A 21,595-nucleotide genomic window follows, 5' to 3' on the forward strand; every position below is an offset into this window, starting at 1 on the left:
CGGGCCTACAAAACCGTAGGCCGGGTCAGGCGAAGCCGCCACCCGGCAATAACCTGCACTACACCCGCAACATCCCTTTCTCTTCCAGAAACGCAATAATCGTCGCTAACCCGTCACCCGCCTTCAGGTTGGTAAACGTCCACGGACGATCGCCGCGCATGCGGTTGGTATCGCGCTCCATCACCTCCAGCGACGCACCGACGTACGGCGCGAGGTCGGTTTTATTGATCACCAGAAAATCGGATTTGGTGATCCCCGGCCCGCCCTTGCGCGGGATTTTTTCCCCTTCGGCCACGTCGATCACGTAAATGGTCAGATCCGCCAGCTCCGGGCTGAACGTCGCGCTCAGATTATCGCCGCCGCTTTCAACGAAGATCAGATCCAGATTACCGAACTTCTCGCTTAACGCCTCCACCGCCGCCAGGTTCATCGACGCATCTTCACGAATGGCGGTATGCGGACAGCCGCCCGTCTCTACGCCCACGATGCGCTCCGGCTCCAGTGCGCCTGCCTCGGTCAGGATGCGCTGATCCTCTTTGGTGTAGATATCGTTGGTCACCACCGCAAGATGGTAGGTATCGCGCATCGCCTTGCAGAGCGCTTCCAGCAGCGCGGTTTTGCCCGACCCTACCGGGCCGCCCACGCCCACGCGCAGGGGATGTTTGTAATCAGCCATGTTGACTCCTCAGGAACGGAATAGTCGTGAATATTGGGTTTCGTGGCGCGCGGAGGCGATGGCGGACAGCGGCGTCGCTGCCCCCAGCGCGTCGTCGCTACGCAAAAATGCCTGTTCAAGCCCGGCGGCGTAATGGTCCCCCAGTTCGATGATCAGCTGCTGCGCGGCCTGTTGCCCAAACGGCACCAGCTTGACGCCCGCCATCACCGCGCTCTCCATCCAGCTGTAGCCGAGGCTGAGAGCCAGCTCGCGCACGCTAATGCCCCAGCGCACGCCGAGCCAGGCCATGCCGCAGAGCTGGCTTTGCATAAACAGCGGCAGCCATTCGGGCGGGCAGTCAGGTTCCCAGCTCTTAATCAGCCGCGTAAAGGCCGCCCCGCGGTTACGCTCCTCTTCGCGCAGCTCGCGCGTTTCCCGGCAGGCGAGAAGGTATGCCGTCCAGCGTTTTGCATGTGTAAGAGAGCGTTGCTCGCAGGCCTGATAAAGACGGATAAACAGCGGCAGGTCGACGCAGAAAAAGCTCTGCTCCATCTGCTGGATTTGCCAGCGTTTGAACGCGTCGGCGTCGGTGACCCAGCCTGCCTCAACGGCCCACTCCAGCCCCTGCGACCAGGTAAACGACCCGACCGGCAGGCTGCTGCTGGAGAGCTGCATCAGGCGCAGCCTCTGGCGGGCGTGCTCCATCAGCTCATCAGCGCCAGCAGGGCGGAGACGATCAGCCCGCCGCCGAAGGTTTTACGCAGGCCGTCGTGACGGCGCAGCAGCAGCCCTGCGGCAAAGCTGGCGCACAGCACCGTGGCGCTTGCGAGCATAAAGCCGCTGGTGAAGAGCCAGAAGCTGTGGCCGGACATCTCCACGCCGTGCGCCCAGCCGTGGAACATCGCCAGGGCTGGCACCGCCAGCAGCAGACGGTTTTCAGTTTTAAACATCATCACTCCGGATACCGCCAGCGAGGCGATAATCAGCATCTCCATGCCGCTGAAGCCGCCGAGCAGGCTGCCCGCAATGGCGCCGACAAGCATCATCCCGAGGGTGGCAAACGGCAGCAGGAGTTTGCGACCGCTCAGTGCAGAGAGCACGCCTGCGCCCGCGAGCATCAGCAGGTGATCGAGCCCTGTCAGCGGGTGGAGAAAACCGGCCTGGAAGCTGTCGGTACCGTGGCCGGGATGCGCGAGCGCGGGAACGGAAAAAGCCAGCAGTAACAACGGTAAATACTTGCGCATGATGGATCCTTAATATGAATGAGCGTGAGAATGGCTGTGGCTGTGGGCATCGCTGGCGTAAGCGCCCGCTTCCGGTTCAAACGGCAGGCTCGCGTAGGCCACTTCCAGCCCGAACTGGCGCAGCATGTCGTCGAGAACATGGTCGTGGTGATAGCGCAGCTCGCCGGGCATGATCTGCAGCGGCACGTGGCGGTTGCCCAGGTGGTAGCAGGCGCGGGCGAGCAGGAACGGATCGGCGCAGTGCACCACGGAGACCGACTCCGGGGCTGCGATCACTTCGATGACCTCGCTGCCGTCGTCGGTCGTCAGCAGGTCGCCCCCGCGCAGCAGCAGGCCGCGCGGCAGCATCAGCCCGGCTTCGCGGCCGTCGTTCAGCGCTACGCGGGCGCGGCTTTTCACCCGTAAGTCAATCGGCAGCGTGACGCTGGCGGTAATCGGATGCGCGTGGTCCAGGCGTTGGGTTAAATAGATCATCATCACTCCTCAAAACAGGAAATAGCGTTGCGCCATCGGCAGAACGTCAGCCGGTTCGCTGGTTATCAGTTCACCGTCGACGCGCACCTCGTAGGTTTGCGAGTCGACGGTGATATTCGGCTGCAGGGCGTTGTGGATCATGTCCGCCTTTTTCACTGTCCGGCAGCTTTTCACCACCGCGGTGGCGCTCTGCAGGTTGAGCTGTTGCGGGATGCCGTTCGCACTGGCGGCCTGCGAGATAAACGTCAGCCGGGTGGCGTGGCGCGCGGCGCCCAGCGATCCAAACATCGGGCGGTAATGCACCGGCTGCGGCGTGGGGATCGAGGCGTTGATATCGCCCATCGGCGCGCAGGCGATCATTCCGCCCTTGACGATGGTGGCGGGTTTGACGCCGAAGAAAGCCGGGGACCAGACCACGAGATCCGCCAGCTTGCCCGCCTCAATCGAACCGACTTCGTGGGCGATGCCGTGGGTGAGCGCCGGGTTAATGGTGTATTTGGCGACATAGCGCTTCACGCGGAAGTTGTCGTTATCACCGATCTCTTCCGGCAGCGCGCCGCGCTGGACCTTCATGCGGTGCGCCACCTGCCAGGTGCGGATAATCACTTCCCCGACGCGGCCCATGGCCTGCGAATCTGACGAGGTGAGCGAGAACGCGCCGATGTCGTGCAGCACGTCTTCGGCGGCAATGGTTTCACGACGAATGCGGGATTCGGCAAACGCCACGTCCTCGGCGATATCCGGATCGAGGTGGTGGCAGACCATCAGCATGTCGAGATGCTCGTCGATGGTATTGACCGTGTAGGGCAAGGTCGGATTGGTGGAAGAGGGCAGAATATTCGGGTGCGCGCAGGCGGTGATGATATCCGGCGCGTGGCCGCCGCCCGCGCCTTCGGTGTGGAAGGTGTGGATGGTGCGCCCGGCGATAGCCGCCAGCGTGTCTTCGACAAAACCGGACTCGTTCAGCGTGTCGCTATGCAGCGCCACCTGAATATCCATCTCGTCTGCCACCTCCAGCGAGCAGTTGATCGCCGCAGGCGTCGCTCCCCAGTCTTCGTGGATCTTCAGCCCGATGGCGCCCGCGGCAATCTGCTCGCGCAGGGCGTCCGGGTTGGAGCCGTTACCCTTGCCGAGCAGGCCGATATTCACCGGCAGCGTATCGGCAGCCTGCAGCATGCGGGCGATATACCACGGTCCCGGCGTGCAGGTGGTGGCGTTGGTGCCCGCCGCCGGTCCGGTGCCGCCGCCGATCATGGTGGTGACGCCGGAGACCAGCGCTTCTTCCGCCTGCTGCGGGCAGATCCAGTGGATGTGGGTGTCGATCCCGCCGGCGGTGACGATCTTCCCCTCGGCGGCAATCACTTCCGTTGCCGCGCCAATCGGGATCGTCACGCCGGGCTGAATGTCCGGGTTCCCGGCTTTGCCGACGGCGAAGATCCGCCCGTCCTTGACGCCGATGTCGGCCTTCACGATCCCCCAGTGATCGACGATCAGCGCGTTGGTGAGAACCAGATCTACGCAGCCGTCAGCGGTCATCTGCCCCTGGCCCATGCCGTCGCGGATCACCTTTCCGCCGCCGAACTTGACCTCTTCGCCGTAGACCGTGAGATCGTCTTCCACTTCGATCCACAGCTCGCTGTCGGCCAGCCGCACCTTATCCCCGGTTGTGGGGCCGAACATATCGGCATACGCCCGGCGTGAAATCTCAGCCATGTTTCACCTCTCCCATCACCTCGCCGCGAAAGCCGAAAATGCGCTGCGCCCCGGTGACCTGAACCAGCGTCACTTCCCGCTTCTGGCCGGGCTCGAAGCGCACGGCGGTGCCCGCCGGGATGTTCAGCCGGTAGCCTTTGGTGGCTTCCCGATCGAACTTCAGCGCCGGGTTGACCTCGTAAAAGTGGTAGTGCGATCCGACCTGGATCGGCCTGTCGCCGTGGTTTTCGACAACCACGCTTTGGGTTTCACGCCCGACGTTGAGGGCAATATTTCCGGGCTGGATCTGATATTCACCAGGGATCATTACGCGCTCCTTAGACGATCGGGTTATGGACGGTGACGAGCTTGGAACCGTCCGGGAAGGTGGCTTCGACCTGAATATCCGGGATCATCTCCGGGACGCCCTCCATGACCTGATCGCGCCTCAGGACGTGGCGGCCCGCCTCCATCAGCGAGGCGACGGTTTCGCCATCGCGCGCGCCTTCCATAATGAAGGCGCTGATCAGCGCGACCGATTCCGGGTAATTGAGCTTTACCCCGCGCGCGAGGCGGCGTTCGGCAACCAGCGCGGCGGTGAACAGCAACAGCTTGTCTTTTTCTCTGGGGGTCAGTTCCATAACGTTTCTCTTATGTCTGCCAGATACGCGGCGAACAGGCGGTTTTGGTGGTGAGAAGCGGGCGAAGCGACTGCCAGATGTCGCGCATCACCCGCTGGCAAATCAGGTTGTCGTCGGAGAGAAAACGCACCGACAGCAGGCCATCGGTGAGCGTTGCCCCGGCATAATTTTCCAGCGGTGCGAGCCGTTCGCGCACCGTGTCGAGATGTTCTTCCCGGGCTGGGTAGAACAGCAGCGTGCCGATCCACGGATGTCCGGCGACGGGCGTGAGATCGCCGTCGCTAAGGTGCTGGCGCTCAATCAGGCGCGGCTCGTCATCTACCCACACCTCAAGGCGGCTCTCCAGCGTGCCGTGGCTGAAGGTTTCATTTATCACCGGGCGGCCCAGGCAGTACAGCTCCCACGCGAGCAGCGTGCTGGAGGCCTTCAGATGGAAGACGGAACGCAGCGCGGCATTCGCGCCGGGGAAGATAATGGTGTCCTGCGGCAGCCACTCCAGGGTGGAATCTTCATCGAGGTAAAAATGCTGGTTCAGACGCGCCTGCGGACCGCTGCTGCGATAAAACTTGCTCGCCCCGGGCATGGTGATGAGCGCGTGGCTTTTGGCGTCCAGCCGAACGGAAATGTCCAGCGTATCGCCGCCCACAATTCCGCCGGGCGGGTGCAGCAGGTAAAGGTGGCAGGTTTCGCCTTCAGGGTAAAACGGACGTTGAACGGTGAGCGGCCCGAGGTGGTGGGCGGAGTGCAGGAGGGTTTTCTCAGGGGTATGACAAAACTGCAGGGCAAGCGATGCCTGCCAGCCTTTATACGTATTATCAGTGACCTGAGCTGCTAACATGCTGCATCCATTTCCACACCATCGGGATACGTTTCAGTATGCCCTGGCGGAAATGAAGCCTGTCATATGAGTCGCTTATGGATAAAAACGGCTCATGTGATTTTCGCCCGGCGGCGCTACGCTTGCACGGGCCTACAAGATAATGCGCAGTGTAGGCCGGGTAAGCGCAGCGCCACCCGGCAGGAAAGGCTAGCGGTAATCCTCCGCATCCACATCATACCCGGACGGCTCCCAGCGGATCGCCAGCAGCGACGCCAGGCCGATAAACGGCGCCAGCGCAATCACCCAGAAGACGGCGGTATCCAGCGAGGCGACCAGCAGCGGGAACAGGAACAGCGACAGCGTGGAACTGCTGCGCATCAGCGTCTGGTTGAGACCCACGCCCACGCCGCGCAGCGAGGTCGGGTAGCTCAGAGAGGCGAACGTCATGGTATGCGCGCCCGGGCCGAAGCCCTGACCGAACAGGAATAGCGCCAGCATCGCGACCGCGGGCACCCCTTCAGAGGCGCCTTCCGGTCGGCCAATCAGCGCCAGACCCAGCAGCGCCACAAGCTGGCAGGCATAACCCGCAAGCGACATCCGCCAGGCGCCGAAGCGCGGTACGTAGCGTACCGCCAGCAGCCCGCCGACGAAGGCAAACAGCAGGTTAAGCGCCAGAGAAATGAGAATCGTGGTGAGCATCGACTGGACAAAGAAGCTGGAGATGATCACCGGCAGACCAAACGCCACGGCGTTATAGGCAAACGACGAGACGACGGAAAGCAGCGTGGCGAGCGTCGTGCGGCGCAAGTAGATGCCGCGGAACAGGTTCAGATAGTTTGACCATTTTGCTTTATTCACGACGGGTGCGGGCTGGCCGAGCGCGTCCTGCGGCACGTGGGCATTGATGTTATACGACTGGCGTAAAATCGACGCCGCCTCTTTCAGGTTGCCCTGATTCGCCGCCCAGACCGGAGATTCGCTCATATAGCGGCTGCGGATGGCGATAATCACCAGCGCGGGCACCGCGCCAAAGCCGAGAATCAAACGCCACAGCCAGTCGCTGTGGCTATCCGGCAGCACGGCGTAGAAGAAAAGCACCAGCAGGTAGGAGATGCTGATGGCGGCATACCAGGTGGGGCACCACATCGCGACGCTGGAGGCCTTATTTCCGGGCCCTTTCAGCCTGGCGAACTCGCTTAAAAACGCCATCGCCACGGGAAGGTCAATCCCGACCCCCAGCCCCATCACAAAGCGGGCGCCCGCGAGCACATATTCGTTCGGGGCCAGCGCGCAGGCGATCGCTGCCACCACGAAGAACACCATATCAGCCATAAAAACGCGGTAGCGCCCGATTTTATCCGTGAGGTAGCCGCCGAGCAGCGCCCCGACAATGGCACCAAAGGTAATCGCCGAGGCCACCATACCGGTACCGGCGGGCGTCAGGTTAAATTCGCGGGTGATGTCTTTAATGCCGAACGCCAGCGCGCCCAGATCGTAGGCATCGAGGAAAATCCCGCCCAGCGCGATACCGACCACGATACGGGCGTTTGCCCGGCCCTGAGAACCGTCATTAACGAGGCGTGATACGTCCGATGCGCTGCGCACCCACTGGATGTCGCCATCAGGAGGAGTACCTGCCGTTGAAAGGGGAGTGGTGTCTGTGATTTCAGCCATTTTCTTTTTATGTGGTTGTGTTGTGTCCCTAACAGTTACCACAGGCAGAAGGTGACCAAAATCACATTTGGCTATAAGGCATAACTAACTCTTCGGAGCGTCTTTTTTCTTTCTCTTGAGCTTCGTCCAGATTTTGGTCTCCTGACGACGCCACAGGCGCTGGATATTGTCGTGATGACGCAGCAGGATAAGACAGGAGAGCATCGACACCGGGAAGGTGAACTGGGGTTTGAACCACCAGACGTAGAACGGCGCGATCAGCGCGCTGACGATAGCGCCCAGCGACGAATAGCCGCTCAGAAGAATGGTCAGAAGCCAGGTCCCGGCCATTACACCGGTTAAGTCCCAGCCGATGGGCGCAATGGCGCCAAAGGCGGTCGCCACACCTTTTCCGCCTTTAAAGCCGAAGAATATGGGCCAGATGTGGCCGACGCAGGCGGCAATAGCAATGAGCCCCAGCCAGAACGGCGTGACGCCCAGCGCATACGCGCCCCAGACGGGTAGCATCCCTTTCAGAACATCAAAAATCAAAACCGCTACGGCTGCTCCCTTGCCGCCAATTCGTAGTACGTTGGTCGCCCCCGGATTCCCGGAACCATTTTCACGCGGGTCAGGTAACCCGGCAATGCGGCAGACCAGAATGGCGCTGGAGATTGAGCCGCAAAGATAGGCGAGGAGGATCATTCCAGGCGCGATTGCACTCATAACGCTGTTCCGTTTTGAAAATGTATCTGTATTCTCAGCATCTGTGGATAATACGCATAATTCGCCGGAAGTGGTATCCGGTTTAGCCAAAAAGCAGGCAGGTCGTGATGGATATTGTATTTATAGAGCAACTTTCGGTAATCACCACAATTGGTGTTTACGACTGGGAACAGACCATCGAGCAGAAACTGGTGTTCGATATCGAAATGGGATGGGATAACCGCAAATCGGCAAAAAGCGATGACGTGAACGACTGTCTGAGCTATGCCGACATCAGTGAAACGGTCATCGCCCACGTTGAAGGGCAACGTTTTGCGCTGGTCGAACGGGTGGCGGAAGAAGTCGCAGAATTGCTGTTGAAAAAATTCAACTCACCGTGGGTGCGCATCAAGCTGAGCAAGCCGGGAGCGGTGGCGCGCGCCGCCAATGTCGGCGTCATTATTGAGCGTGGCACAAATCTGAAAGGCAAGATTTAACGTCATAATTGCTAAACCATTTTATGTTATACCGGTCTCAGGACTGTATCTTACCGGTTGTCCGTATGGGACGCCGTTTTTTTATATCTTTTTTAGGGGTTTATAGATGAGCGATATGCACTCGCTGCTGGTGGCGGCAATACTGGGTGTGGTCGAAGGATTGACGGAGTTTTTGCCGGTCTCCAGTACGGGCCATATGATTATCGTTGGCCATCTGCTGGGCTTTGAAGGGGATACCGCGAAAACGTTTGAAGTGGTGATCCAGCTGGGGTCTATTCTAGCGGTAGTCGTGATGTTCTGGCGTCGCCTGTTTGGCCTGATCGGCATCCATTTTGGTCGTCCGCCTCAGCACGAGGGGGCCGGTAAAGGTCGTCTGTCACTGATCCATATCCTGCTCGGGATGATCCCTGCGGTGGTGCTGGGCCTGGTGTTCCACGACGCCATCAAGTCTCTGTTTAACCCAATTAACGTGATGTACGCGCTGGTGGTGGGGGGCTTCCTGCTGATCGCCGCGGAAGTGCTGAAGCCAAAAACGCCGCGCGCGGAAGGTCTGGACGATATGACGTATCGTCAGGCGTTTATCATTGGCTGCTTCCAGTGTCTGGCGCTGTGGCCGGGCTTCTCGCGTTCAGGCGCTACCATCTCCGGCGGGATGCTGATGGGCGTAAGCCGTTACGCCGCGTCAGAATTCTCGTTCCTGCTGGCGGTGCCGATGATGATGGGCGCCACCGTGCTCGACGTCTATAAGAGCTATCACTTCCTGACGGCTGGCGACATTCCGATGTTCGCCTTTGGCTTTATCACCGCCTTTATCGTGGCGCTGATTGCCATTAAAACCTTCCTGCAGCTGATTAAGCGTATCTCGTTTATTCCGTTCGCGATCTATCGCTTTATCGTGGCGGCTGCGGTGTACGTGGTCTTCTTCTGACCGATGGCCCTCAGTCTTTCGGCTGAGGGCAATGCTTTTCCTTCCAGTCCGACACCGCCTGAATTCGCCGCTTTGTGAGCTCTTCTCGAATTTCCGGTCCTTTGAATCCCGCTTCGACAACGTCCTTCGTGGGCACCGCTTTCGCGACGTCCCAGGCTTTACGCAGTAAACGTCCCTGCGGGTAATCGCACGCTTCAAACCCGGTACGACCGCGCACGTCAGCTTCGCTGGTGAGCGCGATTTGCTCTACGCGCTGGGGTTTGCGCCAGGCGTCGATGTTATCGAAAAGCTTAACGATGGTGGCCGGCTTCAGGATAGGGAAGGTGTGGATCAGATCGTGGAACTCGGCCACCAGTTTCGCCAGATCGCGGATCTCGTTCGGCACGCGCAGACGCTGGCACAGCCCCTCGACCAGCTTCACCCCTGCCGGGCCGTGCCCGTGGTGGCGAGGCCAGAACTCTTTTGGCGTTAAGCCCTTGCCGAGATCGTGGCACAGGGTGGAAAAGCGCACGTCCACGTCAGGGCTGAGCATGGCCGCCATGCTCAGGGTCATCAGCGTATGCACGCCGGTATCAATTTCCGGGTGCCATTTTGCCGGGGCTGGTACGCCAAACAGCGCGTCTATTTCCGGGAACAGCACCTTCAGCGCGCCGCAGTCGCGCAGGACCTGGAAAAAGACCTGCGGGTTGCGCGTGGTGAGGGCATTTTCCGTCTCTTTCCAGACGCGCTCTGGCGTCAGATGTTCAAGCTCGCCCGCCTCGGTCATGGCGGTCATCAGCGCCATTGTCTCATCGGCAATACGGAAACTGAGATGGGCGTAACGCGCGGCAAAGCGCGCCACGCGCAGCACGCGGAGCGGATCTTCAGAAAACGCCGGGGAAACGTGACGTAAAAGACGGTTGCGCAGATCGTCCTGACCGCCATAGGCGTCAACGATCTGCCCGTCTTCGTCCTGCGCCAGCGCGTTGATGGTGAGATCGCGGCGCAGGAGATCTTGCTCCAGCGTGACGTCCGGCGCGGCATAGCAGGTAAAGCCCGTATAGCCCGAGCCCGATTTCCGCTCGGTACGCGCCAGGGCATACTCTTCACGGCTTTTCGGGTGCAGGAACACGGGAAAATCGCGGCCTACCTGCTGGTAGCCCGCGTCGAGCATCTCTTCAGGAGTGGCGCCAACCACCACCCAGTCTTTATCTTTGACCGGCAGACCTAACAACGCATCACGTACCGCACCACCGACCAGATAACTCTTCACGCCCAACTCTCCCGTTTTCTCTTTTCCAGAATGATACGTAAGTCTGGCAGAGAAGACGAATTAGTTCATCCAGCGGTCTTTACGCTTGCGGCTTGGGATCAGATGCGGCAGCACCAGACCCAGTACCAGACCCACGCCCAGCACGCCGCCGCCATACATAAACCACTGCATGATGATGGTGCGCTGTTTGTCGTCGAGCTGCAGATTAGCGGCATTCACTTTCTTCTGCGCGACAATCAGCTCGTTTTTAAGTTTCTGGTTCTCTTCTTTCAGACCGTTAATCACGCCGTCGCTTTGCGCCACTTTCTGCTGCATTTCAGCGGTGCGCTGGTTCCAGGTGCCGTCGATGTTGTTCAGCTTGTCGGTCAGAGTTTTCACCTGGTTTTCCAAATCAGGCACGCGCGTGCGCAGGCTTGGCACGGTGCTCAGCTCTTTCAGCGGGATCCAGGAAGTACGACCGGTACTGTCGCGAACCTGACCATAGTTGGTGTCCGCGTTGGTCTGTAACAGGGTGACTTCCTCGCCGGCATTCACCGTGCCCACGAGGCGATAATTATCTCCGGGGCCACTGCGTACCCAGGTGTTCAGTTCGTCAGAAACGTAACGCTTCTCTTCAGCGTGCACTGCGGTTGCGGCGCTAAAAGCGAGTAAAGTAAGTCCAATCAGGCGTAATTTAAGCATCATTAGTCGTTATTTTCATAAATAGTGGAACGATAGTAGTGGCAACAGTGTCTCTACGCAAAGCATTCGTCAGCAATCAGAATCATCTGTGTCACGACTCTACAGATTTACGCCCGACAAATTGCTCATTGCATGGCAATTTGGCGCAAAATACTATGTACTGACAAACAAATGGCGAGGAAGTTCGCCCTCATTGACGCGTCTGTGACGCACGCAAAAGTACAAGGCTATGGCACAAGAAATCGAATTAAAGTTTATCGTCGAAAAAGACAGCGTTGACGGACTCCGCCAGCATCTGCATACGCTTTCCGGCGAACACCATGCACCGGTACAACTGCTTAATATCTATTATGAAACGCCAGACAACTGGCTGCGTCGCCACGATATGGGGCTGCGCATCCGCGGCGCGAGCGGGCGCTACGAGATGACGATGAAAATTGCCGGCCGCGTGGTCGGCGGTTTACATCAGCGCCCGGAATACAATATCGACATCAGCAAGCCAGAACTTGAGCTGGAACGTTTCCCGGCGGAAGTCTGGCCGGAAGGCGAGCTGCCTTCCACGCTGGCGGAGCAGGTGCAGCCGCTGTTCAGCACCGATTTCTGGCGCGAGAAATGGCTGGTGACCGAAGGCAAAAGCCGCATCGAAATCGCCCTCGATCTGGGGGACGTGAAGGCGGGCGAGTTCCAGGAGCCGATTTGCGAACTGGAGCTTGAGCTGCTGGAAGGGGACGCAAATGACGTGCTGAAGCTGGCGCGCAGGCTGGTGAACCAGTCCGGATTACGTCAGGGAAGCCTGAGTAAAGCCGCGCGGGGTTACCATCTGGCCGCCGGAAATGCGCCGCGCGTGCTGAAAGAGACGACCATCCTGCACGTTGCGCCGAAAGCCAGCGTTGAACAGGGTCTGGAAGCCGCGCTGGAGCTGGCGCTTTCTCAGTGGCAATACCATGAAGAGCTGTGGGTGCGAAATGTGAAAAACGCGAAATCCCACATGCTGGCGGCGATTGCCCTGGTGCGCCATACCCTGACGCTGTTCGGCGGTATTGTTCCTCGCAAAGCGAGCGCTCACTTACGTGATCTGCTGACGCAAACCGAAACGCTGATGCTCTCCGACGTATCGGCGCAAACGGCGATCTACAGCCCGCAGGCCGCTTCTGCAAAACTGGCCCTGACCGAGTTTCTGGTGACGCGCGGCTGGCGCGCCTTCCTGGATGCGAAAGCGGAGGCCAAAATCGCGGAAAACTTTAAGCGTTTCGCGGATATTCATCTTTCCCGTCATGCCGCCGAACTGAAGAGCACCTTTGCGTATCCGCTCGGCGATCAGTATGGCGATCAGCTTCCCCGTCTGTCGCACAACATCGACAGCATGCTGCTGCTTTCCGGCGCTTATGACGGCGTTAAGGCGCAGGCCTGGCTGGAGAACTGGCAGGGTCTGAAGCACGCCATTGAAACCCGCCAGCATATTGAGATTGAGCATTTCCGTAACGAGGCCATTTCACAGGAGCCGTTCTGGCTGCACAGCGGAAAACGTTAACTCTGGCAAGGAACCCCTATAATGCCGCTTTCTTCGCAATTACAGCAGCAGTGGCAGACCGTTTGCGAACGTCTGCCTGAGTCATTACCGGCGTCATCGTTAAGCGAGCAGGCGAAGAGCGTGCTCGCCTTCAGTGATTTTGTGCAGGCAAGTATCACCGCCAACCCGGACTGGCTGGCAGAGCTTGAGAACGCGCCGCCGCAGGCGGACGAGTGGCGGCATTACGCCGGCTGGCTGCAAACCGCACTCGAAGACGTTGCGGATGAAGCCACGCTGATGCGCGTCCTGCGCCAGTTCCGCCGTCGGGTGATGGTGCGCATCGCCTGGGCGCAGTCGCTGGAGCTGGTGAGCGAAGAGAGCACGCTGCAGCAGCTAAGCGAGCTGGCGCAAACGCTGATTGTCGCCGCGCGCGACTGGCTCTACGCCGCCTGCTGTAAAGAGTGGGGCACGCCGTGCAGCGAGGAAGGGGTTCCTCAGCCGCTGTTGATTCTGGGGATGGGCAAGCTGGGCGGCTGCGAGCTGAACTTCTCCTCCGACATCGACCTGATTTTTGCCTGGCCCGAGAACGGCTCCACGCGCGGCGGCCGTCGCGAGCTGGACAACGCCCAGTTCTTTACCCGCCTCGGCCAGCGTCTGATTAAGGCGCTGGACCAGCCCACGCAGGACGGTTTTGTTTACCGCGTGGACATGCGCCTGCGTCCGTTTGGCGACAGCGGCCCGCTGGTGCTGAGCTTTGCCGCGCTGGAAGATTACTACCAGGAGCAGGGGCGCGACTGGGAGCGCTATGCGATGGTTAAAGCGCGGATCATGGGCGACAGCGACGACGCTTATGCCAACGAGCTGCGCGCCATGCTGCGCCCGTTCGTGTTCCGTCGCTACATCGACTTCAGCGTGATCCAGTCCCTGCGTAATATGAAAGGGATGATCGCCCGTGAGGTGCGCCGTCGCGGGCTGAAAGACAACATCAAGCTCGGCGCGGGCGGCATCCGCGAAATCGAATTTATCGTTCAGGTCTTCCAGCTTATTCGCGGTGGCCGTGAGCCGTCCCTGCAGTCCCGCTCGCTGCTGCCGACCCTGACCGCCATCGAGCAGCTGCACCTGCTGCCGGACGGCGACGCGCAAACCCTGCGCGAGGCCTATCTTTTCCTGCGCCGTCTGGAAAACCTGCTGCAAAGCATCAACGACGAACAGACCCAGACGCTGCCGGGAGATGACCTTAACCGGGCGCGCCTGGCCTGGGGCATGCGCGTGGACGACTGGGCGGCGTTAACCGAACGGCTGGATGCCCATATGGCAGGCGTACGCCGCATCTTTAACGAGCTGATCGGTGATGACGAAAGTGAATCACCGGACGATGCCCTTTCCGAGCACTGGCGCGAGCTGTGGCAGGACGCGCTTCAGGAAGATGACACGACCCCCGTGCTGGCGCACCTGAGTGACGACGCCCGCCATCGCGTGGTGGCGCTGATCGCTGATTTCCGTCTTGAGCTGAACAAGCGCGCCATCGGCCCACGCGGCCGTCAGGTGCTGGATCACCTGATGCCGCACCTGCTGAGCGAGGTCTGCTCGCGGGCGGACGCGCCGGTGCCGCTGTCGCGCATGATGCCGCTGCTGAGCGGGATTATCACGCGCACCACCTATCTGGAGCTCCTGAGCGAGTTTCCGGGGGCACTCAAGCACCTGATTACGCTCTGCGCCGCGTCGCCGATGGTGGCCAACAAGCTGGCGCGTTACCCGCTGCTGCTGGACGAACTGCTCGACCCGAACACGCTGTATCAGCCCACGGCGACGGATGCCTACCGGGACGAGCTGCGTCAGTATCTGCTGCGCGTGCCGGAAGAGGATGAAGAGCAACAGCTGGAGGCGCTGCGCCAGTTTAAGCAGGCGCAGATGCTGCGCGTGGCGGCGGCGGATATCGCCGGAACGCTGCCGGTGATGAAAGTGAGCGATCACTTAACCTGGCTTGCAGAGGCGATCATTGACGCGGTGGTCCATCAGGCGTGGGTGCAGATGGTGGCGCGCTACGGCCAGCCGAAACACCTGGCCGAACGTGAAGGACGCGGATTCGCGGTCGTGGGGTACGGCAAGCTCGGCGGCTGGGAGCTGGGCTATAGCTCCGATCTGGATTTAATCTTCCTGCACGACTGCCCGGTTGACGTGATGACCGACGGCGAGCGTGAGATTGACGGGCGCCAGTTCTACCTGCGCCTGGCGCAGCGCATCATGCACCTGTTCAGCACCCGCACCTCGTCGGGCATTTTGTATGAAGTGGATGCGCGCCTGCGTCCGTCCGGCGCGGCGGGCATGCTGGTGACCTCAACGGACTCCTTCGCCGATTACCAGAAGAACGAAGCCTGGACGTGGGAGCATCAGGCGCTGGTGCGCGCTCGCGTGGTGTATGGCGATCCGCAGCTCAAAACGCAGTTTGACGTCATCCGCAGGGAGGTTATGACCACCGTGCGTGATGGCAGCACGCTGCAAACGGAAGTGCGCGAAATGCGCGAGAAAATGCGTGCTCACTTAGGCAATAAACACCGCGATCGCTTTGATATTAAAGCCGACGAGGGCGGGATTACCGATATTGAGTTCATTACCCAGTATCTGGTGCTGCTGCACGCCCACGACAAGCCAAAGCTGACGCGCTGGTCCGATAACGTTCGCATTCTGGAACTGCTGGCGCAAAACGACATCATGGACGAGCAGGAGGCGCAGGCCTTAACCCGTGCCTACACGACGCTTCGCGATGAGCTTCATCACCTGGCGCTGCAGGAGGAGCCGGGGCACGTGGCGCTGGACAGTTTTGCTCATGAACGTGCTCAGGTAACGGCCAGCTGGCAGAAGTGGCTGGTGGAACCGTGCGTAACAAATCAAGTGTGATATTATCGCGCGCAAATTGTGAATCTTTCTGGAGTCAGGAATGAAAGTAACACTGCCAGAGTTTGAACGTGCTGGAGTAATGGTTGTTGGGGATGTGATGCTGGATCGCTACTGGTATGGGCCTACCAGCCGCATCTCTCCGGAAGCACCGGTACCGGTGGTTAAGGTCGACACCATTGAAGAGCGTCCCGGCGGCGCGGCAAACGTGGCGATGAACATTGCCTCTCTGGGCGCGCAGTCGCGTCTGGTGGGCCTGACCGGCATCGACGATGCGGCGCGCGCGCTGAGCAAGTCGCTGGCGGACGTGAACGTGAAGTGCGACTTCGTCTCTGTTCCGACCCACCCGACCATCACCAAGCTGCGCGTGCTGTCGCGCAACCAGCAGCTGATCCGCCTCGACTTTGAAGAAGGGTTCGAAGGCGTTGATCCTGAGCCGCTGCACGAGCGTATCAACCAGGCGCTGAGCAATATCGGCGCGCTGGTGCTGTCCGACTACGCCAAAGGCGCGCTGGCGAGCGTGAAGACGATGATTCAGCTGGCGCGTAAAGCCAACGTCCCGGTGCTGATCGACCCGAAAGGGACCGATTTTGAGCGTTATCGCGGCGCGACGCTGCTAACGCCAAACCTCTCCGAGTTTGAAGCGGTGGCGGGCAAGTGCAAAACCGAGGAAGAACTGGTTGAGCGCGGCATGAAGATCATTGCTGACTTTGAGCTGTCCGCGCTGCTGGTGACCCGCTCCGAGCAGGGGATGACGCTGCTGCAGCCGGGCAAAGCGCCGCTGCATATGCCAACCCAGGCGCAGGAAGTGTACGACGTGACCGGTGCCGGTGATACGGTGATCGGCGTGCTGGCGGCGACGCTGGCAGCAGGAAACTCGCTGGAAGAGGCGTGCTACTTCGCCAACGCCGCGGCGGGCGTGGTCGTCGGTAAACTCGGTACCTCAACCGTTTCGCCAATCGAGCTGGAAAACGCGGTGCGCGGTCGTGCCGATACTGGTTTTGGCGTGATGACCGAAGACGAGCTGAAGGTGGCCGTCGCCGCCGCGCGCAAGCGTGGTGAAAAAGTGGTGATGACCAACGGCGTGTTCGATATTCTGCACGCGGGCCACGTTTCGTATCTGGCGAATGCGCGCAAGCTGGGCGATCGCCTGATTGTGGCGGTTAACAGCGATGCGTCGACGAAGCGCCTGAAGGGCGAAACGCGTCCGGTGAACCCGCTCGAGCAGCGCATGATTGTACTCGGCGCGCTGGAAGCCGTGGACTGGGTGGTGTCGTTTGAAGAAGACACGCCGCAGCGCCTGATTGCCGGCATTCTGCCGGACCTGCTGGTAAAAGGTGGGGATTACAAACCGGAGCAAATCGCGGGTAGCGAAGAGGTCTGGGCGAACGGCGGCGAGGTGATGGTGCTCAACTTTGAGGACGGATGCTCAACCACCAACATCATCAAGAAGATCCAGAAGGACAGTCAGTAAAAAAACGGGCCAGTTGGCCCGTTTTTTATGTCGGGTGGCGGCTGCGCCTTACCCGACCTACGCGTTCATGTAGGCCCGGTAAGCGAAGCGCCACCGGGCGATACAACCCGCACTTACTCCTGGTCGTCCACCGGTGGAATAGCCGGTGCCGGCTTCACTTCTTCCGGCGCATTACGGTTTTCCAGCTCGGTCAGACGCTGTTCCAGGAGCGCCAGCTTCTCGCGGGTGCGCAACAGAACCTGGGTCTGCACGTCAAACTCTTCGCGGCTGACTAAATCAAGGCGAACCAACTGCGCCTGCAGCGTCTGGCGGATTTTCTTTTCTACGTCATCACCAAATTCACGAATGCCTTTTGGCATAGATTCATGAACCTGACGCGCGATCTGCTCAATTTTTTTCGGGTCAATCATTGTCGTTTCCCTTGATGGAAAAGTGTTAGTGTCCATTGTAGCGCGTCATGCCCGGGGTAAACAAAATTGTTTGATGCTTATGCATTGCCCAGGATAATCAATAGCGTTATAGTTATCTCGCTTATTCTCAGGGCGGGGCGAAATTCCCCACCGGCGGTAAATCAGCGTGACGCTGAAAGCCCGCGAGCGCTTTGGGTGAATACTCAAAGGTCAGCAGATCCGGTGTAATTCCGGGGCCGACGGTTAGAGTCCGGATGGGAGAGAGTAACGATCAAGTCGGGCATGGGCCCGCTCACGTTATCTTTTTGCCGCTTATACGGCGCTCCTAAGACTGCCCTGATTCTGGTAACCATAATGTTAATGAGGTTTTTTTACCATGAATCAGACGCTACTTTCCTCTTTTGGCACTTCAACTCAACGTGTTGAACATGCACTGGATGCACTGCGCGAAGGCCGCGGTGTGATGGTGCTTGACGATGAAAACCGTGAAAACGAAGGCGATATGATTTTCGCCGCCGAAAACATGACCGTTGAACAGATGGCGCTGACCATCCGTCACGGCAGCGGCATCGTATGCCTGTGTATTAATGAAGATCGTCGTAAGCAGCTCGATCTGCCGATGATGGTCGAAAACAACACCAGCGCCTTTGGTACCGGTTTTACCGTGACCATTGAAGCGGCGCATGGCGTGACCACCGGTGTGTCTGCGGCTGACCGTCTGACCACCGTACGTGCCGCGATTGCAGATGGTGCGAAGCCATCCGATCTGCACCGTCCAGGCCACGTCTTCCCACTGCGTGCGCAGGCGGGCGGCGTGTTGACCCGTGGTGGTCATACCGAAGCGACGATCGACCTGGTGACGCTGGCAGGCTTCAAGCCTGCTGGCGTGCTGTGCGAATTGACCAACGATGATGGCACCATGGCGCGCGCGCCGGAGTGCATCACCTTTGCCCGCCTGCACAACATGCCGGTGGTAACGATTGAAGATCTGGTTGAGTATCGCCAGGCGCACGAGCGCAAAGCCAGCTGATAATAAAAACGCCGGGCTGTCCCGGCGTTTTTTTACCCGATTCCTGCGGTCTGCAGCAGAACCAGACTTAATCCCATCACCGACATTCCGCACAGCACGCCATAGCTGGGGTTGTTGTTAGGATCGATCTCCTTCGCCAGCGGCATCAGTTCATCCACCGAAAGCGCAACCATGATCCCGGCTACCGCGGCCATAATCGCCGCCATCACTACCGGAGAGACCAGGCTACCAAGGATCAGCCAGGCCAGCACGCCTCCAAGAATTTCGGCCATCCCGGAAATGCCCGCCCAGAACACTGCGGTGCGTTTCGATCCCGTTGCGGCATACACCGGTCCGGCGACGGCCAGTCCTTCAGGGATATTGTGTAAGGCGACCGCCAGCGCGATGCCAAAGCCCATCTCCAGATTACTGCTGGCCGTCACGTAAGTGGCGACCCCTTCCGGGAAGTTGTGTAGGCTGATGCCAAGCGTTAACAGCACGGCGGTACGCTTGATATTGCGCGGCATGGGCGCCACGTTTTTCTGCATTAAATCCTGAGGATGCGCGTGCGGCAGCATCCGATCGAGGGCAAAGTATCCCAGCAGGCCAAAGACAAACATGCCGTAGCCCAGCAGCGGAGACATACCTTCTGTGCCCAGCGCGGCAGGCAGCATCTCCATCAGGGAGATGAGCAGCATGATCCCGGCAGCAAAGCCCAGTGAGAAGGCCAGTACGCGGTTAGAGGGCTTTTGGCCGAGCACGCCGAGGAGCGCACCGATGAAGGTCGCGGCGCCCGCCAGTATGGTCAGGATCAGGGGGACTGACATGCATTGCTCCTTATGATAATGATTCTCATTAATATAAATGATTCATTTCTGGCAAAGCGAGGGGGAAAACCCGGCTTTACACATTCCTTACATTCAAATTTCCTGATGATGATCTTCACGCTTATCTGCGTTCATCTTTGCCGGATTGCGCGTAATGTAGCACCATTAAATTGACACCTTCTGTAAGGATATCACCATGACTTCTTCCCGTATGCCAGCCCTGTTTTTAGGCCACGGTAGCCCTATGAACGTTCTGGAAGACAACGTCTATACCCGCGCCTGGCGTCATCTGGGCGAGACGTTGCCGCGTCCGAAAGCGATCGTGGTGGTGTCTGCGCACTGGTTTACCCGTGGGACAGGCGTGACCGCCATGGAAGCGCCAAAAACCATTCATGATTTTGGCGGCTTCCCGCAGGCGCTGTACGACACGCATTATCCGGCCCCCGGCTCGCCTGAGCTTGCACAAAAGCTGGTAGAGTTGCTGGCACCTGTCCCTGTGACGCTGGATAAAGAAGCCTGGGGCTTTGACCATGGCTCATGGGGCGTGCTGATCAAAATGTATCCTGACGCGGATATATCGATGGTGCAGTTGAGCATCGACAGCACTAAATCGGCGGCCTGGCATCTGGAGATGGGGCGTAAGCTGGCAACCCTGCGTGATGAAGGCATCATGCTGGTGGCGAGCGGCAACGTGGTGCATAACCTGCGTACCGCACGCTGGCACGGTGAGAACACGCCGTACCCGTGGGCAACCTCTTTTAACGACTACGTCAAAGCGAACCTGACCTGGCAAGGCCCGGCTGAGGAGCATCCCCTGGTGAACTATCTGGATCACGAAGGCGGTTCGCTCTCTAACCCGACGCCAGAACACTTCCTGCCGCTGCTGTACGTGCTTGGCGCGTGGGACGGTCAGGAGCCGGTTACGATCCCGGTCGACGGTATTGAGATGGGTAGTTTGAGTATGTTGTCGGTACAGGTGGGGTGAAAACATGCCCGGTGGCGCTTACGCTTACCGGGCCTACAAAACCGTAGGCCGGGTCAGGCGAAGCCGCCACCCGGCAAAACTTACTCCACAAAAATATGCGGATAAAACCGTGACAGATCCTGCGTGATCAGCGCGCGATCTTCGCGAATGCCAATCCCGGCCGGCAGATCGTTAATGAGCCAGCTGCCAATCAGGGTATAGCTGTCGCCAAATTTCGGCAGCTGATAGAACTCCTGGACGATCATCCCCTCTTCGCCGTAAGGCCCTTCAACCGCTTCCAGCGTCTTGCCGTTTTCGATAATCGAGACATTTGCGCCTTCGCGGGAGAAGATCGGCTTAACGACGTATTTCTCCATTTGCGGGTAATCATCTTCCGCAAAATAGGCAGGCAGCAGGTTAGGGTGGTTCGGGAACATCTCCCAGAGCATCGGCAGCAGGGCTTTGTTAGAGATGATGCTCTTCCAGGCCGGCTCCAGCCAGCGCACGCCAGCATCTTCCAGCTTGGTGGAGAACATCTCGCGCAGCATGTATTCCCATGGGTAGAGCTTGAACAGGTTGCTGATCACCTGGTCCTGCATATCCGTAAACTGACCCTTTTCACCCAGGCCGATATCCTCGATATAGAGGAACTCGGTCGCCACTTCCGCTTCTGCGGCGCAGTCCTGCAGATACTGAACCGTGCCACGGTCTTCTTCCGTGTCGCGGCAGCAGGCGAGATGCAGCAGGTTAAAGCCATGCTGTTCGCGCAGCTCGGCAAAACGCTCAATCAGCTTTTCCTGCAGGCTGTTAAACTGGTCGCTGCCTTCCGGCAGGTTTCCGGCATTGGCCTGGTCTTCCAGCCAGATCCACTGGAAGAACGCCGCTTCATACAGAGAGGTTGGCGTATCGGCGTTGTTTTCCAGCAGCTTAGGCTCACCTTTGCCGTCCCACGCCAGATCCAGGCGAGAGTAAAGCGAAGGTTGATTCGTTTTCCACGACTGGCGCACAAAGCCCCAAGTATGCTTCGGAATGCGAAACTTTGCCATCAGCTCGTCGCTGTCGATGACCTTTTCCACAACCTTCAGGCACATCTGGTGCAGCTCGGCCGTCACCTCTTCCAGTTTTTCCACCTGAGCCAGCGTGAGCTTGTAATAGGCGTCTTCACACCAGTACGGCTCGCCGTACATGGTGTGGAAGTTAAAACCGTACTCGGTGGCTTTTTCGCGCCAGTCCGGGCGCTCGGTGATACTGACTCGTTCCATGA

General features: G+C 59.3%; 22 protein-coding genes and 1 riboswitch. Of the genes, 7 read left to right on the forward strand and 15 right to left on the reverse strand.

The genetic code is table 11. The annotated features are described in order from the left end of the window. Positions 1-58: 58 nt before the first annotated feature. The 10 genes from ureG to plsY all read right to left on the reverse strand — a co-directional run bounded on the left by ureG (position 59) and on the right by plsY (position 7,905). Positions 59-676, reverse strand: a complete 618-nt coding sequence (gene ureG / locus P346_RS10625) for an urease accessory protein UreG (protein WP_023333456.1) — start codon at positions 674-676, stop codon at positions 59-61. A 9-nt stretch (positions 677-685) separates the two neighbouring features. Next, positions 686-1,360, reverse strand: coding sequence for an urease accessory protein UreF (locus P346_RS10620; protein WP_032659884.1), 675 nt, complete (start codon positions 1,358-1,360; stop codon positions 686-688). After that, positions 1,360-1,899, reverse strand: coding sequence for a HupE/UreJ family protein (locus tag P346_RS10615; protein ID WP_032659887.1), 540 nt, complete (start codon positions 1,897-1,899; stop codon positions 1,360-1,362). Before P346_RS10615 ends, P346_RS10620 begins: the two co-directional genes overlap by 1 nt. A gap of 9 nt (positions 1,900-1,908) precedes the next feature. Then, a complete protein-coding gene (gene ureE / locus P346_RS10610; RefSeq protein ID WP_032659888.1) occupies positions 1,909-2,373 on the reverse strand; it encodes an urease accessory protein UreE in 465 nt (154 codons plus the stop codon). Between the two features lie 9 nt (positions 2,374-2,382). Then, entirely contained in the window at positions 2,383-4,086 is a 1,704-nt protein-coding gene (ureC, locus tag P346_RS10605) for an urease subunit alpha (protein WP_032659890.1), read from the reverse strand. Continuing rightward, the gene (locus tag P346_RS10600; protein WP_032659891.1) at positions 4,079-4,393 is read right to left on the reverse strand and encodes an urease subunit beta; all 315 of its coding nucleotides are present in this window, start codon (positions 4,391-4,393) and stop codon (positions 4,079-4,081) included. The genes ureC and P346_RS10600 overlap by 8 nt, the downstream gene beginning before the upstream one ends. 10 nt (positions 4,394-4,403) lie before the next feature. Continuing rightward, the gene (locus P346_RS10595; protein ID WP_006811999.1) at positions 4,404-4,706 is read right to left on the reverse strand and encodes an urease subunit gamma; all 303 of its coding nucleotides are present in this window, start codon (positions 4,704-4,706) and stop codon (positions 4,404-4,406) included. A 10-nt stretch (positions 4,707-4,716) separates the two neighbouring features. Beyond that, a complete protein-coding gene (locus tag P346_RS10590; protein ID WP_032659892.1) occupies positions 4,717-5,544 on the reverse strand; it encodes an urease accessory protein UreD in 828 nt (275 codons plus the stop codon). Between the two features lie 189 nt (positions 5,545-5,733). Further along, positions 5,734-7,200 (reverse strand): MFS transporter, encoded by a 1,467-nt coding sequence (locus P346_RS10585; RefSeq protein ID WP_032659893.1) that lies wholly within the window; start codon positions 7,198-7,200, stop codon positions 5,734-5,736. Positions 7,201-7,284: 84 nt separating this feature from the next. Further along, positions 7,285-7,905 (reverse strand): glycerol-3-phosphate 1-O-acyltransferase PlsY, encoded by a 621-nt coding sequence (plsY, locus tag P346_RS10580; protein WP_032659895.1) that lies wholly within the window; start codon positions 7,903-7,905, stop codon positions 7,285-7,287. 107 nt (positions 7,906-8,012) lie between these two features. On the opposite strand from plsY, the gene folB reads away from it, so the two are divergent. Continuing rightward, positions 8,013-8,381, forward strand: coding sequence for a bifunctional dihydroneopterin aldolase/7,8-dihydroneopterin epimerase (folB, locus tag P346_RS10575; RefSeq protein WP_023309215.1), 369 nt, complete (start codon positions 8,013-8,015; stop codon positions 8,379-8,381). Positions 8,382-8,487: 106 nt separating this feature from the next. Further along, complete coding sequence (gene bacA / locus P346_RS10570) at positions 8,488-9,309, forward strand: undecaprenyl-diphosphate phosphatase (RefSeq protein WP_032659896.1); 822 nt, start codon at positions 8,488-8,490, stop codon at positions 9,307-9,309. 10 nt (positions 9,310-9,319) lie between these two features. On the opposite strand, the gene P346_RS10565 is transcribed toward bacA, so the two are convergent. Together P346_RS10565 and P346_RS10560 are read right to left on the reverse strand one after the other, a co-directional pair. Continuing rightward, complete coding sequence (locus tag P346_RS10565) at positions 9,320-10,561, reverse strand: multifunctional CCA addition/repair protein (protein WP_023309213.1); 1,242 nt, start codon at positions 10,559-10,561, stop codon at positions 9,320-9,322. Positions 10,562-10,621: 60 nt separating this feature from the next. Continuing rightward, positions 10,622-11,242 (reverse strand): TIGR04211 family SH3 domain-containing protein, encoded by a 621-nt coding sequence (locus tag P346_RS10560; protein ID WP_024906484.1) that lies wholly within the window; start codon positions 11,240-11,242, stop codon positions 10,622-10,624. 229 nt (positions 11,243-11,471) lie between these two features. Here P346_RS10560 and P346_RS10555 point away from each other — a divergent pair, with 229 nt between their 5' ends. Genes P346_RS10555 through hldE form a run of 3 tightly spaced genes read left to right on the forward strand, consistent with a single transcriptional unit; the run spans position 11,472 to position 17,121 of the window. Beyond that, on the forward strand, positions 11,472-12,773 hold the full coding sequence (locus tag P346_RS10555) for a CYTH domain-containing protein (RefSeq protein ID WP_032659897.1): 1,302 nt from the start codon (positions 11,472-11,474) through the stop codon (positions 12,771-12,773). A gap of 21 nt (positions 12,774-12,794) precedes the next feature. Next, positions 12,795-15,650 carry a bifunctional [glutamate--ammonia ligase]-adenylyl-L-tyrosine phosphorylase/[glutamate--ammonia-ligase] adenylyltransferase gene (glnE, locus tag P346_RS10550; protein ID WP_032659898.1) on the forward strand — a complete coding sequence of 952 codons (2,856 nt, stop codon included), beginning with the start codon at positions 12,795-12,797 and terminating at the stop codon, positions 15,648-15,650. Between the two features lie 40 nt (positions 15,651-15,690). After that, positions 15,691-17,121: a bifunctional D-glycero-beta-D-manno-heptose-7-phosphate kinase/D-glycero-beta-D-manno-heptose 1-phosphate adenylyltransferase HldE gene (gene hldE / locus P346_RS10545; RefSeq protein WP_032659899.1), complete on the forward strand. Its 1,431-nt coding sequence runs from the start codon at positions 15,691-15,693 to the stop codon at positions 17,119-17,121. A gap of 113 nt (positions 17,122-17,234) precedes the next feature. On the opposite strand, the gene ubiK is transcribed toward hldE, so the two are convergent. Beyond that, on the reverse strand, positions 17,235-17,531 hold the full coding sequence (ubiK, locus tag P346_RS10540; protein WP_014071796.1) for a ubiquinone biosynthesis accessory factor UbiK: 297 nt from the start codon (positions 17,529-17,531) through the stop codon (positions 17,235-17,237). 119 nt (positions 17,532-17,650) lie between these two features. Further along, positions 17,651-17,801, forward strand: a riboswitch (FMN riboswitch). A gap of 106 nt (positions 17,802-17,907) precedes the next feature. Here ubiK and ribB point away from each other — a divergent pair. Beyond that, positions 17,908-18,561 (forward strand): 3,4-dihydroxy-2-butanone-4-phosphate synthase, encoded by a 654-nt coding sequence (ribB, locus tag P346_RS10535; RefSeq protein WP_023309208.1) that lies wholly within the window; start codon positions 17,908-17,910, stop codon positions 18,559-18,561. 32 nt (positions 18,562-18,593) lie between these two features. Here the strand turns inward: ribB and zupT are convergent, their stop codons facing one another. Continuing rightward, positions 18,594-19,367, reverse strand: a complete 774-nt coding sequence (gene zupT / locus P346_RS10530; RefSeq protein ID WP_032659900.1) for a zinc transporter ZupT — start codon at positions 19,365-19,367, stop codon at positions 18,594-18,596. Between the two features lie 196 nt (positions 19,368-19,563). Here zupT and ygiD point away from each other — a divergent pair, with 196 nt between their 5' ends. Further along, positions 19,564-20,352 (forward strand): 4,5-DOPA dioxygenase extradiol, encoded by a 789-nt coding sequence (gene ygiD / locus P346_RS10525; RefSeq protein ID WP_032659902.1) that lies wholly within the window; start codon positions 19,564-19,566, stop codon positions 20,350-20,352. An 80-nt stretch (positions 20,353-20,432) separates the two neighbouring features. On the opposite strand, the gene P346_RS10520 is transcribed toward ygiD, so the two are convergent. Continuing rightward, on the reverse strand, positions 20,433-21,593 hold the full coding sequence (locus tag P346_RS10520) for a glutathionylspermidine synthase family protein (protein ID WP_032659903.1): 1,161 nt from the start codon (positions 21,591-21,593) through the stop codon (positions 20,433-20,435). Positions 21,594-21,595: the final 2 nt, after the last annotated feature.

This window comes from Enterobacter sp. DC1 (assembly GCF_000568075.1).
Taxonomy (GTDB): Bacteria; Pseudomonadota; Gammaproteobacteria; order Enterobacterales; family Enterobacteriaceae; genus Enterobacter; species Enterobacter asburiae.